The sequence below is a fragment of the Spirosoma fluminis genome (assembly GCF_054778895.1).
Map to the genome: position 1 here is coordinate 92,312 of NZ_BAAGZD010000036.1, position 13,140 is coordinate 105,451.

The following is a 13,140-nucleotide window of genomic DNA, read 5'->3' on the forward strand; positions in this document are numbered from 1 at the left end:
TTGACAGCCTGATTGCTGTGCTGCACCAGATTTGCCATGCAAAAGAAAGAGCGTTTTCGGCGTTTTATCGAGTATTTCACTCAACATTACCCGGAACCGAAAACCGAACTCCATTTCAGTAATCCGTATGAGTTACTGGTTGCGGTGATTTTGTCAGCGCAGTGTACCGACAAGCGGATCAATCAAATCTCCCCCGCCCTATTTGCCCGTTTCCCTGAACCTGAGTCATTAGCCGCAGCTTCGGTAGACGAAGTGTTTTCGTACATCCGCAGCGTTTCCTATCCGAACAATAAAGCGAAGCACCTGGTCGGCATGGCCAGAGCGTTGATGGAGCGATTTGGCGGAGAGATACCGGCAAGCGTCGAGGAGCTACAAACCTTACCGGGAGTTGGGCGCAAGACAGCGCATGTCATTTTGTCGATTGTGTACAACGAGCCGACAATGGCTGTGGACACGCACGTTTTCAGGGTATCTCACCGGCTGGGACTGGCCCCGTTGACAGCTACTACGCCATTGGCCGTTGAAAAAGCCTTAATGGCGCATGTACCCAAAGAGCACGTACCAAAGGCGCACCACTGGCTTATTCTGCACGGCCGTTACGTATGTATAGCCCGATCGCCTAAATGCGAGATTTGCGCCCTGAAAGAATTTTGTAAATATTACGAGAAGACAGGTCTTCGGGTAGTGATGCAGTGAGCAGCATAAGAAATGTTACGCTGCTCACTGTACTACGTTCTAGTACTGCTCGGTTGCTGCGAAGAAGAAATTGCCTTCTATATCAGCGTTCTCATCGGAGTCTGAACCGTGGATGGCGTTTGCTTCGATAGACTTGGCGTATAATTTCCGAATGGTGCCTTCTTCCGCCTGCGCCGGATTGGTTGCACCAATCAGCTTACGGAAATCGGCCACGGCGTTTTCTTTCTCAAGAATCATCGGCACAATAGCACCCGACGACATGTAGGTACGCAGATCATTATAGAATGGTCGTTCGCGGTGAACCGCGTAGAACTGACCAGCCCGTTCGGGGGTCAGCTGCGTTTTTTTGATTGCTACGATCCGGAAGCCCGCTTCCTCAATCTGTTTGATAATTGCTCCGGTATGGCCCGCTTCTACAGCATCGGGCTTAATCATGGTGAACGTTCGGTTCGTTGCCATTATAGGTTGTTGAATCCAAATTTTAATTGCCTACTCCAGGGCGGGCGCAAAGGTAAGGACTTTCGCCCGAAATGCCAGCCGGGTTTAAAAGCCTGCTGATATCCAAATTATTCGTACTTTTGAATTTCGTTTGTGGCTTCGGCCGTTTGTGTATGCAAGACATTGATGCAATTGGTCTGGTTATCGGGCAGCCCCTTAGCGGCCCCGCGCAAACCATACTGATTACAACTCACCAAAACCCCGATGCGGATGCCATGGGCTCATCGCTGGGTTTGGCGGGTTACCTCCGAAAAAAAGGTCATCACGTAACCGTTGTGACACCAACTGAGTATTCGCAAAACCTTCACTGGATGTCAGGTAACGAAGATGTGGTTGTGTTCGACGAAAAAGTACGCGTTACCGTTGCTCAGTTATTCGAAGCCGCCAATGTCATTTTCTGCCTTGATTTTTCGAGTCTTGACCGGATTCGTGAACTGGCACCTATGGTACGCCAGTCACGCGCGCGTAAGATTTTGATTGATCATCATCTGGAGCCGGAATCATTCGCAGACCTGGCCTTATGGGATCCCAGTGCTGCGGCTACTGCCGAACTCGTGTATCGACTGATTGTGGATCTGGGCGATAAAGACCAAATCGACAAGCCTATTGCCGAGTGTCTATATTCGGGGTTGATGACGGACACCGGATCATTTCGTCATTCGAACACGACAGGTAACGTTCATCGTATGGCCGCTGATCTGGTCGATCTCAAGATTGACATCAGCAGTATACACCGACGAATCTTTGATAACGTATCAATCGACAAATTCCGGTTGCTGGGCTACGTATTAAACGAAAAACTGAACGTTTTACCTGAGTTCAAATTTGCGTACATCACACTGACGGACGCTGAACTAAAGCGCTTTCGTTCTAAAACCGGCGACACAGAAGGCATGGTAAACTATGCATTAGCTGTGGAAGGCGTGGTGATGGCCGCAATTTTAATTGACCGGAATGAAGAAATCCGCCTGTCGTTCCGTTCTATTGGTGACTTCTCCGTGCGGGAGCTTGCCAGTACGCATTTTGGCGGAGGAGGGCATCGAAATGCAGCGGGGGGGCGCAGTAAGCTTTCCCTGGCAGAAACCGAGCAGAAATTGCTCGCCATATTACCCCAGTATCAGCAAGTATTGCTGGAAACAGTATAAATCGAGTTGTTTGCCTGGTGCGTTCACTTTATTACCTTAACCGATGCATCCACTGAACGTACTGCCACGAGCAACAACTGAAAACTTTATTCGTGTAAAAACTAGTTAACTTTTTATGTTCCTTAAAAATTTCGGGAAAGCCGCCTTGATCGTCGCTGTAGTAGCGGCTTGCGGTAAAAACCGCGTAGAGGTGACGCAGAACGGCCTGAAGTACCAAATCCATGAACAAACGGAAGGTGCCCGTAAAGGAAAGGTGGGCGATATTCTTACCCTGCACTTAACGCTGCTCAATAACAAAGATTCTGTGCTGCGCGATACGCACAAAGAAGGCGCTCCCTTCCAGATGCTGTTGCAGGTGCCACCGTTCAAAGGCTCGTACGAAGAGGGGCTGACGATGCTGGGCAAAGGCGATAGCGCTACCTTTTACGTAAATGCCGATTCGCTGTTCACCCGGGCGATGCAGCCATTACCTCCCGGCGTTCAGAAAGGAACTGATATTGGTATCGCCGTGAAAGTCCTGAACGTACAGACTGAGGATGAATACAAGAAAACGCAGGCGGCTGATTTTGAGAAGCAAAAAGGCGTTGATGCGAAGGTAATTGAGGGTTACGTTGCTAAAAACGGCTTAGCGGGTAAAGCGCAAAAGACGGAGTCGGGCGTTTACTACGTAGTAACGCAGGCGGGTAATGGCCCTACGCCTAACCGTGGCGATATGGTGCAGGTCCACTATACGGGTAAGTTGCTGGACGGTAAGGTCTTCGACAGCTCACGCTCTAATCCGCAGGCGGGTGGCAAACCCGTTCAGTTCCCGATTGGAGTTGGCCAGGTTATTCCTGGTTGGGAAGAGGGCGTTATGAAAATGCACAAAGGCGAGAAAGCAACGCTGATTATTCCTTCTGTATTGGCATACGGTCCTCGCGGCAATCAGGGCATTCCCCCAAATTCGGTATTGCTGTTCGACATTGAATTAGTCGATATTCAGAAGGGCCAGCCTGGCGGAATGGGTATGCCTCAGCCCGGACGCTAAGCTGTATACAGGCAACCGAAGTTCATGATCCGTATGAACCTGGTTGTTGATCATTGAACGGATTCTTTTGTAAGTCCCGTAGTAACGTCATCGAACAAGTGACGTTACTACGGGACTACCAGTAAAAGCGGTAAACACTTTGACAAACGCATTACTGTTTTTGAAGGCCGTAACGAACATAGACGACAACGTTTTACGTTCTATTACTAAACCGGCCTGCCTACTGGCCCGATTAGAACTAACTATGAAACTAAAAAGTACCCTTTCGCTTTGGGCATTTAGCCTGCTGGCTGCCGGTAGTTTATTATCAGCCTGTCAGGAACCTGGCGAAGCGTTGACCGATCGGAAGCGACGTGAAAACGAAGCGGAGATCGAGCAGTACATTAAACAGAATAACCTGGTAGCAACTAAGACGGACGAAGGTATTTATTTCGTTCAGACCAAGTCAGTGCCAACAGGCCAGGCACCTGTAGTAGGGGATGAGGTACGCTATCATTTTGTTGCCCAGCGTTTAGATGGTACGATTGTCGACAGCACGAATATGGCAGCTGATAATCCCGCTACGGTCGTTCTAGCTGGCAATCAAACCACCGGTATTACCCTCGGCAAGTACGCTGGTATACTTAAACTCCGGGCCGGTGAGGAAGGCTCCGTTTTAGTACCAGCGCAACTGGATGGCGGCCGGATTGGGTCACTGCTCCTACCCCAGTATTCACCGGTGCGCTACGACCTGCGCATTGTGAGCGTTAGAAATGAGAAGCAGCAAATTGACGATTACATTAGAACGAATAAGCTGACGGTAACGACGCTAACCACTGACAGTATACGGGTCATCAAAACGCTGGTACAACCCTCTGACTCAGTCGCGATCACGGCAGGAAAGAGCGTAACGGTAAATTATAAAGGTCGGCGTGCCAGCAATGGTAATTTGTTTGACTCCGGAACTGGCTATAAGGTTACCATTGGCGAGAAACGGAACGTACCCGGTTTCGAAAACGGACTCTCGAATCTGAGAGCTGGGGAAAAAGCAATTTTAATTTTCCCCTCAGCTTTGGGATATGGAGTTCAGGGAAGCCCGAGCCAAGATCCGGTTCGAAATATTCTTCCGTACGCACCTTTGGTATTTGAGATAGAAGTAACGAAAGTCGAATAACTTTTTATACCCTTATTGAGCCGTTTGTAGTTATCTCTGCAAACGGCTTTTTTATATCCATGGAACTTTGCTTTGCCACGAACAACGCCCACAAGCTGGAAGAAGTAGCCGCCAGGCTCGGTACTACGTTCACCATTAAAACACTCGGCGAGATTGGCTGTCTGGATGAACTGCCCGAAACATCGGGCACTATTCCCGGAAACTCGCGGCAGAAAGCCGATTACGTCTGGACGCACTACGGTATTTCCTGCTTTGCGGATGACTCCGGTCTTGAGGTAGAAGCCTTAAACGGCGAACCTGGCGTGGATTCAGCGTTTTATTCAGGAAGCCGCGATTTCGACAAAAACATACAGAAGCTGCTATCTAATTTAAACGAGCACACGAACCGAAAAGCGCGGTTCATAACGGTGTTCACGCTTATTCTGCACGGCGTTGAACACCAGTTTGAAGGAGTTGTCGGGGGACAGATTCTTAATGAGCCGCGTGGCACGGGTGGTTTTGGCTATGACCCGCTGTTTGTTCCGGACGGACATGACCGTACGTTTGCCGAAATGACTATTGAAGAGAAAGGCGCAATCAGTCATCGCTCACGCGCCTTGGCCAAGATGATCGAGTATTTAGAAAAACAGATCGTGTAATCACCGAATACTATCCATAAACCGAAAAGCCGCTACCAACAATTGGTAGCGGCTTTTCGGTTTATTTATCAGGCGATTAATAGAACTTCGCCCGGCGGTCTTCAACTTTAGCAGCCTCTTTGATAGCCTCGTTAATATAGAAACCCGTTCTGGACGAGTTGTTCTGCTGAATCTGAGTTTTATAAAGTGCGTAATCGGCAACAGCTGGGGCTGGCGTTAATTTAGTCGTTTCCATAACTAACACACCACCTTCACCAGCGAATGGCTTCGACCGTTTGCCGGGCTTCAGACCAAACGCTTTGCCTAGTGCAACCGGATCAACTCCAGCGCTACGCAGGAATCCGGTAGCCAGATTAATATCCTGAGCGGTTTCAACCAACGCACCGGCACCATATTTCTGTGCAATCGTTTCGAGCGATCCGCTAACATTATCGAGCTTACTAATGATCTGCTGGGCTTTCAGCTCATTACGAACTTTAGCGGTTAGTTCGCTGCGATAATCCTCTACTTTTACGTCGTCTTTGTCAGTCTTGTTTGTCAGTACAGCGATTACGTATTGATCACCGATCTCGAAAGGCTCCGATACGGCACCAATGTCGGTCTTATCGTCAAATGCCCACCGAACGATCTGGCGAACTTCTGTTCCATTCAGGGCATTGATCTGATTAGCTCCTTCAGGAACGCGTTCAGCCGTAGCTACCACCAGCGATTTATCCTCTTTTACCTTGGCATCAAACGCTTCTTTCGTGTTTACGTCCGAGGCAAACTGATCGGCTTTACGTAACGCTTCGTCGCGGGTCGTCTGACTCGGGGTGATCGTTTTGCCAATACCCGCTACGCGGTACAGAATGTTTGTTTTGGGCTCAGTTACTTTGATGATATGGTAGCCAAATTCCGTTTCAACCAGACGGGGAATCAGACCAGCCGACGTAGCAGCAAACACAGCCGTTTCAAATGGCTTCACCATTTGACCGTTGTTCTTGAAATAGCCTAAATCACCACCAACCGAGCGCGAACCATCATCGCTGTTGGTTTGGGCCAGGGCTTCGAAGCTAGCACCACCCTGAATCTGGTTCAGGATCGCTTCGGCACGACGACGAGCGTCGGCTTTAGCCGAATCCGTTTGCGCGGTTGCACGTATCAGGATATGGCTTGCGCGAGCCGTAAAACTTGTATCTCGCTTAGAGCCGCCGTATTTGTAAATGAAATACGTATTACCCTCGCGGAATGGACCGTAAATACCACCCGGAGAGAACGTCGGGATAGCTGCCCGAAGCTGTTCAGGCATTTCGCCAGCGGTCAGGTACAAGGGCACACGCACGTCGCTGTTCTGCTGAGCGAAAGTCGAATCATTCTGGGCCGCTCCTAATCCACGGGCGAGCGATTTGATTTCGTTGTACAACGTAGCACTATCATCTTTAGACGGAGCGACCGAGAACGTTACGTACTGAATCGACCGGCTGTTTGAGCCAGGGTATTCGTCCTTGTGCTTATTGAGGTAGTCCTGCAATTGCGAATCCGTTACCTTAACCGTTGTATCGTTGATGCTATAGTACGGTATAAACAGGAACTTAACATCCGCTTTCGAATTCTGCGCCTGATATTCTTTTTGCGCTTCGGCCGTTGTTGCAAATACAGACAGGCGCATGAGCCCTTCGTATTTTTCGCGAAGCCGGTCAGAACTCAGGTTTTTCTCGAAGTTCGCCCACGCAACCTGCTGCTGGGGCGGCAGATTTTTCAGGCCTTTGAGGTAATTAACGATGGCACTTTTGTCAAAAACGCCCGTCTGGGGATTTGTAAATGCCTGACGAACGGCGGGGCTGATGTTATTTCCCTGCACCATGTCAACGAGTTCCTCGGGCGATACTTTCAGGCCAAGTTTGTCGAACTCTTTCTGGTAGGCAATTTCGAATAAAAGCTGGTTCCAGGCCTGCTCACGAAGCTGAGCTAAATCCTGATCGGCCGGGGCACGACCGGTTTGCTGCTCAAACTGCGCCCGGAGTTCATCGACTTTGGCATTGAATTCCGGGTAGTCGATTGACTGACCTGCAATTTCTCCAACTTCCTGTTGGTTTCCGCCGAACAGCGTACTACGGCCGCCGAGCAAATCCCCCCCCACAATGAACAGAATCAAGCTGACGGCAATAATACCTACGGCCAGCCCTGAACGTTCCCTGATCTTGTTAATGACAGACATTTCGCTTTATACGTACAATTTAGCCCGCAAAATAACAATTTTCCCTAGTGGAATCCAAGTAACAACGGTGATGGACAGTCCGAAAACTTATGTTTTTTTATTGAGATTCAGTTACCGAAGTCAACAGTCGGGCAACTTTACCGAATAAATCGCCTTCTGCTTTGCAGACGCGAAAACGCGCAAACAGTTCTTCGGTATACCATCGTCGTTGCCGGGTCAGCCGAACCACTTCCTTGTGCCCGGTTTGCCGATAGGCATACTGATCAACGGCGGCTGGATCGCGCCATACACTGATTGTACATTGCTGAGCGAGCGGAACCTCGCCTACCCCAATGCCAAACAGCAGGCTATCCCCCTGCTCGGTAAGCCGCTGCCGGGCCTTGGGTACATGCCGCCAGAAGTCGGGAAGAGCACGGGGTCTGATGGTGGCGCGGGTGAGCACCGCAACAGGATGCGTAGTTATGGAGTGGGCTGGCTCTGGTTCGCCGTCAAAGGGATTCTGGCCATCCCATAACCCGTGGGAACGCTGGGGTTTGAGATACAGAGTGCTTATTTGCTCGGATCCTTTTTGCAATTGCTGGTAAACAGGTGTGGCGGAAAACGTGCTGGCGCTTGTTTCGTTTTGCCAGACACCCAGATGGACATACGTACTGAAATCAGGAACCAGGCCAAAATTACGCCCACTTCCCATAAGCTTGCTGAATTGCAGGTCCGGCACCTGCATGGGCTGTAGTAGAAAACGACCCATGTTCGCAAAAGCCTGAAAACGAGCGTAAGGTTGGTAGCGAAAAACAGTTACGGTTACAATAGACGACATACTGACTATAAACCGACGTTTACCCGCGTTGTTTACAGAACCGTTACGTTGCAGAACAGCCAATTTCTGAATCAGAATCAGGTTACAGAAATGTCGGATGATCAGCTCTTACTGTCTATAATTGGGCCATGCTTGACCAGATAGGATCAGTACTAAATAAGCCTAAGTACATTTTTAAGAATAATAGATCCGCACGTATCGTTCAGTTATTTGAGTAATTATAGAAAGCCGCTGTTCTCAACAAACTTGTAGCGTTTTTTCTACAACATGTATTAATAAACAATGCCGAATCTGCGTGCAGATCCGGCATTATAGTTTAGCTGCAACGGTTTACAATTAGTCGTCTTTTCCATCCGGATCGACTTTGTCCTCAGCTTTATCGAAGGCATTGCCTATGTTTTTACCGGCTTTTTTGAAACCTGCTTTTATGTCTTTCCAAGCCGCAGCTGTCGCGTTTTGGGCCTTGTCTATATCGTTACCCAGCTCTTTACGGTCTGCTTCAAGCTCGGCCAGCTCTTCTTTCGATTCGGCTTTTGCCTTTGCGCCTTTGCGCTTAATGTCGGCACGCAATTCATCGATTTTCGCGTCCAGTTTATCTTTTTGGACGTTCATTTTAGCCACAGCCTCTTTGCGTTCGCGCTCAAAGTCTTCGCCAGCCGCATCGGCTTTAGCGTCAATTTTGTCGCCCGCTTCGTCTAAATCTTCACGGGCTTCAGCCGTTGCATCTTTTGTATCGGCCTTTATAGCATCACCGGTTTGCTCTAGTGCGTCTTCAGTGCGCGATTCATTTTTGTTATCTGAACCACAGGCCTGTAATAGAGCGAGTGAGGCTACCAGCATGGTAGTACCAATAACTCGTTTTAGCTGAGATCCCATTAATACGACCTTTTTCATAACGTTCGTGTAGTTTGATTTAGCAACCCCTGTGACAAACGCTGTGCCAAACAATGGAGATGTCTCTGATATGTTACGTCGCTACGGTCTGCCGCGCTATCAATTCTTCCACTTAATAGCGCAGCCAATCGGTTTCGAGATAGGCGACGAAACCGGGCGACCAGCCAGCAGACTGCTCACCGCATCATCGACATACCGGCGCTTTACACTAGCCGCATCCTGCGGACTGTCGTCAATACTACCTACGTATTCCAGGACGAACTGATTACTCGTTTGTTTCAATACGTAAACCTGGGGAGTTCGCGAAGCACCAAAGGCACGGGCCACCGCCTGCGTTTCATCCAGCGCATAGGCGTACGAGTAACCCTTTTCGCGAGCCTGCACTTTCATGTTTTCAAACGAATCGTCCCTGTAAGCGGTAGGATCATTGGACATGATTGCCAGAACGGGATAGCCCTGAGGAGCAAACTTGCGGTCAATGGCCAGCAGCCGATCTTCGTAAGCTTTCGAGAACGGACAATGGTTGCTGGTGAACACAACAATAAGTCCCTTTTGCGATCGGTAGTCAGCCAGGCTAAGCACGCGGTCATCGACGTTCTTCACCCGGAAGTCAGCCACTACGTCGCCAAGCGTATATCCTTTCGAAGGCTGCGCCTGCGTTATCAGCACCTGGCCAAGCAACAAACTGGTTAGCCACAGGAGCCTATTGAGTGATTTTTTCATTCACATTAATTTGTTTGAACGTTAGACAACAAACGTACCCAAACGATTAATAGTAGAGTTGATGCTTCGTTAGTACCGCCTGGCCTGATACGACTTAGCGTTAAACTGCTGGCTTGCCTTGAATAACCGTTTACTCAATTCTAAACAGATTTTTTAACGTATACTTGTCTACTAAACAACGTTAAGTAAGTTTGCATCGTTAAGTACACCAAGATGGGAATAGCAGAGCGGAAAGAACGGGAACGAGAAGAGATGCGTAAGCTCATACTGGATGCTGCGCAAAAGCTATTCATTGCGAACGGTTTCGAGAAAGTCAGTATTCGTACCATTGCTGATGCAATCGAATATAGTCCGGCAACAATCTATCTGTATTATAAAGACAAGAACGAACTGCTTTACGCCTTACACCAGCGCGGTTTTGCCAAGATGGTAGATGAATTTCGGCCCTTGCTTGTTTTAGCCGATCCGTTCGAGAAATTAGTGCAGATGGGCAGGTCTTACATTCGGTTTGCCGTTCAGAACCCCGAATTATTCGATTTGATGTTCATCATGACGGCTCCGATGGACAAATTGGATAAGGAAGACTGGGTAGAAGGCGATCAGGCATTTGGCTTGTTAATGCAAGTTGTCCAGGAATGCATGGACGCGGGCATTTTCCGGCCGCAGAGCGTAAACGTAGTAGCTATGATGATCTGGAGTGGCATTCATGGCTACACGGCCCTATTCTTACGCAAGCGGCTCGGTATGTTCGATGAATGCGACCGCCAACCCATCATGGATGATGCGTTCAATTTGTTTTGCGAAACGTTGAAACGAGGCCTCTAAAATTTTTTGCCTTATTACTAAACACTGTTCATTAAATGATAATTGGTTATGATGTTCATTGTCAGATTTATCTCAGTAGCGGCTCTTGCTTTGCCGATCTTATCCTCTGCGCAGTCTCCCCTGGTCGGATCATCAACCGTTCTGGAAAAATACATACACGAAGGAATTGCCAATAATCTGGCTCTTAAGCAGGAGTCTCTCGAAATCAGTCGGGTCACGGAATCGCTGAACCAGGCACGGTCGTTGTTCTATCCCAGAATCGCCTTCAATCCCACGTACTCGGTGGCGGCTGGTGGACGGCGGCTGGAGTTTCCCGTTGGCGATTTACTGAATCCCGCTTATCGAACGCTTAACCAGCTCACTGGTATAGATCGCTTCCCAACCAACATCGAGAATGTCAATCAGTTATTAGCGCCGAATAATTTTCATGACACGAAGCTAACTGTTCAGTATAGTCTTTTTAACACCGATGTTCAATACAACTATCTTATTCAGAAAGAGTTAGTTTCTGCGCAGGAAGCGCGCAAGCGGGTTATTGAAAATGAACTACGCTACACCATTGCAACGGCTTATTACCAGTACCTGCAAACGCTGGACGCCATACAGATCTACGAGAACGCGCGCAGGGTATTACTAGAACTGACGCGATTGAACGAGAAACTGGTCAGTAATAACGTAGCTACTCGGGAGGTCGTTACGTCGGCACGTTACGAAATCAGTAAGGTTGACCAGCAACTGGCTACAGCCGGGAAAAACCGTGAAACCGCCCGAGCCTATTTCAATTTTCTGCTCAATCGTGACTTAACGGCCCCGGTTAATGTCGATTCATCGTTGACGAAGATTCTTCCTGAAACCAGTGAAAACCTAGCTGATTTACAGCAGACGGCTTTACGGGGACGCCAGGAACTCACGCAATTGAACGGGTCACTACGAGCGGCCCAAACCGCTGTGCGCCTGAACGAAGCAAATGCTAAAATCCCGAATGTGTACGTAGGCAGCAGCACTGGCTTTCAGGGCTTTGGCTATACATTTCGTCATCAGGCCTACGTAGTGGCGCAACTTGGTTTGCAGTGGGACTTGTTCCGGGGGTACGAAAAACGCTCGAAAATTCAACAGGCCCGGATTCAGACGGACGCTTTAAACATTCGGCTGACAGAGGTTCAGCGGCAGATTCAATTGCAGGTCCTACAGGCCTACTACGACCTGAACGCGGCCACCGGGAGCCTGGCCGCTACACAGAGCGGCATGGTCAATGCCGATCAGACGTTTCGCGTGATCGACAGCAAATACCGAAACGGACAAGCACTACTGATTGAGTTCTTGCGGTATCAAAACGACCGCCTTACGGCTCAGTATCAGCACTCGCTCGCCCGCATGGACGTACTGGTAAAGCGGGCCGCCCTTGACCGGGCTATAGCCGTTCAATAGCTCATCTTACTTCAATCTTTCTCTTATAACTATGAAACCTTTGCACTTTATTACTTCTCTCCTACTGGCCATAGCGCTTTGGGCGTGCGGCAGCAAAGCGGAGCAGGCTCCGGCCGAAAAAACATTGGTTGACGAAGCCGTTGTTCCAGTTAAGCTAACATCGGTTAATAGGGTAGTCCGTGCCGAGCCAATCATCGCATCGGGGCTGGTTTCCTCCGCCGAAGAAGCACGGCTATCGTTCAAGGTTGGCGGTATTATTGATCGTATGTTCGTTGAAGAAGGGCAGACTGTCCGCAAAGGTCAGTTGCTGGCAACCCTAGACCTCACGGAAATCAACGCGCAGGTCAGCCAGGCTCAACTGGCTTCCGAAAAAGCCGAACGTGATCTTGGCCGGGTCAAGAGCCTTTACGCCGATACGGCAGCAACGCTCGAACAACTCCAGAACGCGACAACCGGCACCAACGTAGCGAAGCAAAACCTGACGATAGCTCAGTTTAATAAGAACTATGCCCAGATCCGGTCGACGGTCGATGGTACGGTTACCCGAAAAGCAACAAACGCGGGGGAATACGTAGCGCCGGGTGGTTCAGTCTATTTTATCTCGTCGAACCGTCCCAGCGACTGGGTCGTACGGGTTGGCGTATCGGATAAAGACTGGGCTCGTCTTCGGCTTGGCAATCGGGCTACAATCTCCCTGGACGCTTATCCCGACCGAACGTTTACGGGTACCATCAGTGAGTTGGCACAGGCGGCTGACCCTGTCAATAAGCTGTATGAGGTTGACGTACGTATCAATCCGGGTTCGGCCCGATTAGCGCCCGGCCTTTTTGCGAAGGTGACGCTTATGCCCGCGCAGAGCCGCAGTTACGCCCTGGTTCCGGTCGAGTCGATCGTTGAAGGAAACGGTAAAGATGGCTTTGTCTACGTACTGGCCGACGATCACAAACGAGTTAAAAAACTGCCTGTACAGATTGGCTTCCTGGAAGGTGACAAGGTATTGTTGACCAATGGCCTGTCCAACGTTAAAGACGTAGTAACAGCTGGATCAGCCTTCCTGACAGAGGAATCAACAGTAGTGGTAAAATGATTTATTGAACCG

Annotated in this window: 13 protein-coding genes; 8 read left to right on the plus strand and 5 right to left on the minus strand. The window is 49.4% G+C overall.

The genetic code is table 11. From position 1 onward, the window contains the following. Positions 1 to 36 precede the first annotated feature (36 nt). On the plus strand, positions 37 to 696 hold the full coding sequence (gene nth / locus ACYVBJ_RS21250; protein WP_460984313.1) for an endonuclease III: 660 nt from the start codon (positions 37 to 39) through the stop codon (positions 694 to 696). A 39-nt stretch (positions 697 to 735) separates the two neighbouring features. On the opposite strand, the gene ACYVBJ_RS21255 is transcribed toward nth, so the two are convergent. Further along, complete coding sequence (locus tag ACYVBJ_RS21255) at positions 736 to 1,155, minus strand: nucleoside-diphosphate kinase (protein ID WP_460984314.1); 420 nt, start codon at positions 1,153 to 1,155, stop codon at positions 736 to 738. A gap of 152 nt (positions 1,156 to 1,307) precedes the next feature. On the opposite strand from ACYVBJ_RS21255, the gene ACYVBJ_RS21260 reads away from it, so the two are divergent. The 4 genes from ACYVBJ_RS21260 (at position 1,308) to rdgB (ending at position 5,157) form a co-directional block, all read left to right on the plus strand. Then, a complete protein-coding gene (locus ACYVBJ_RS21260; protein ID WP_460984315.1) occupies positions 1,308 to 2,339 on the plus strand; it encodes a DHH family phosphoesterase in 1,032 nt (343 codons plus the stop codon). Between the two features lie 115 nt (positions 2,340 to 2,454). Beyond that, complete coding sequence (locus ACYVBJ_RS21265) at positions 2,455 to 3,366, plus strand: FKBP-type peptidyl-prolyl cis-trans isomerase (RefSeq protein ID WP_460977357.1); 912 nt, start codon at positions 2,455 to 2,457, stop codon at positions 3,364 to 3,366. 244 nt (positions 3,367 to 3,610) lie between these two features. Then, positions 3,611 to 4,519, plus strand: coding sequence for an FKBP-type peptidyl-prolyl cis-trans isomerase (locus ACYVBJ_RS21270; protein WP_460984316.1), 909 nt, complete (start codon positions 3,611 to 3,613; stop codon positions 4,517 to 4,519). A 59-nt stretch (positions 4,520 to 4,578) separates the two neighbouring features. Next, positions 4,579 to 5,157 (plus strand): RdgB/HAM1 family non-canonical purine NTP pyrophosphatase, encoded by a 579-nt coding sequence (rdgB, locus tag ACYVBJ_RS21275; RefSeq protein ID WP_460984317.1) that lies wholly within the window; start codon positions 4,579 to 4,581, stop codon positions 5,155 to 5,157. 76 nt (positions 5,158 to 5,233) lie between these two features. Here the strand turns inward: rdgB and ACYVBJ_RS21280 are convergent, their stop codons facing one another. From ACYVBJ_RS21280 to ACYVBJ_RS21295, 4 genes are all read right to left on the minus strand, one after another. Beyond that, on the minus strand, positions 5,234 to 7,354 hold the full coding sequence (locus tag ACYVBJ_RS21280) for a peptidylprolyl isomerase (RefSeq protein ID WP_460984318.1): 2,121 nt from the start codon (positions 7,352 to 7,354) through the stop codon (positions 5,234 to 5,236). A 97-nt stretch (positions 7,355 to 7,451) separates the two neighbouring features. Beyond that, on the minus strand, positions 7,452 to 8,171 hold the full coding sequence (locus tag ACYVBJ_RS21285; RefSeq protein WP_460984319.1) for a DUF3291 domain-containing protein: 720 nt from the start codon (positions 8,169 to 8,171) through the stop codon (positions 7,452 to 7,454). 336 nt (positions 8,172 to 8,507) lie between these two features. Then, positions 8,508 to 9,065, minus strand: coding sequence for a sll1863 family stress response protein (locus ACYVBJ_RS21290; protein ID WP_460984420.1), 558 nt, complete (start codon positions 9,063 to 9,065; stop codon positions 8,508 to 8,510). A gap of 99 nt (positions 9,066 to 9,164) precedes the next feature. Continuing rightward, the gene (locus ACYVBJ_RS21295; RefSeq protein ID WP_460984320.1) at positions 9,165 to 9,788 is read right to left on the minus strand and encodes a thioredoxin family protein; all 624 of its coding nucleotides are present in this window, start codon (positions 9,786 to 9,788) and stop codon (positions 9,165 to 9,167) included. Between the two features lie 213 nt (positions 9,789 to 10,001). Between ACYVBJ_RS21295 and ACYVBJ_RS21300 the strand changes: the two genes are divergently transcribed. Genes ACYVBJ_RS21300 through ACYVBJ_RS21310 form a run of 3 tightly spaced genes read left to right on the plus strand, consistent with a single transcriptional unit; the run spans position 10,002 to position 13,128 of the window. Beyond that, positions 10,002 to 10,613: a TetR/AcrR family transcriptional regulator gene (locus ACYVBJ_RS21300; protein WP_460984321.1), complete on the plus strand. Its 612-nt coding sequence runs from the start codon at positions 10,002 to 10,004 to the stop codon at positions 10,611 to 10,613. A gap of 42 nt (positions 10,614 to 10,655) precedes the next feature. Further along, positions 10,656 to 12,041, plus strand: coding sequence for a TolC family protein (locus tag ACYVBJ_RS21305; RefSeq protein WP_460984322.1), 1,386 nt, complete (start codon positions 10,656 to 10,658; stop codon positions 12,039 to 12,041). A 31-nt stretch (positions 12,042 to 12,072) separates the two neighbouring features. After that, positions 12,073 to 13,128: an efflux RND transporter periplasmic adaptor subunit gene (locus tag ACYVBJ_RS21310; RefSeq protein ID WP_460984323.1), complete on the plus strand. Its 1,056-nt coding sequence runs from the start codon at positions 12,073 to 12,075 to the stop codon at positions 13,126 to 13,128. Positions 13,129 to 13,140 lie beyond the last annotated feature (12 nt).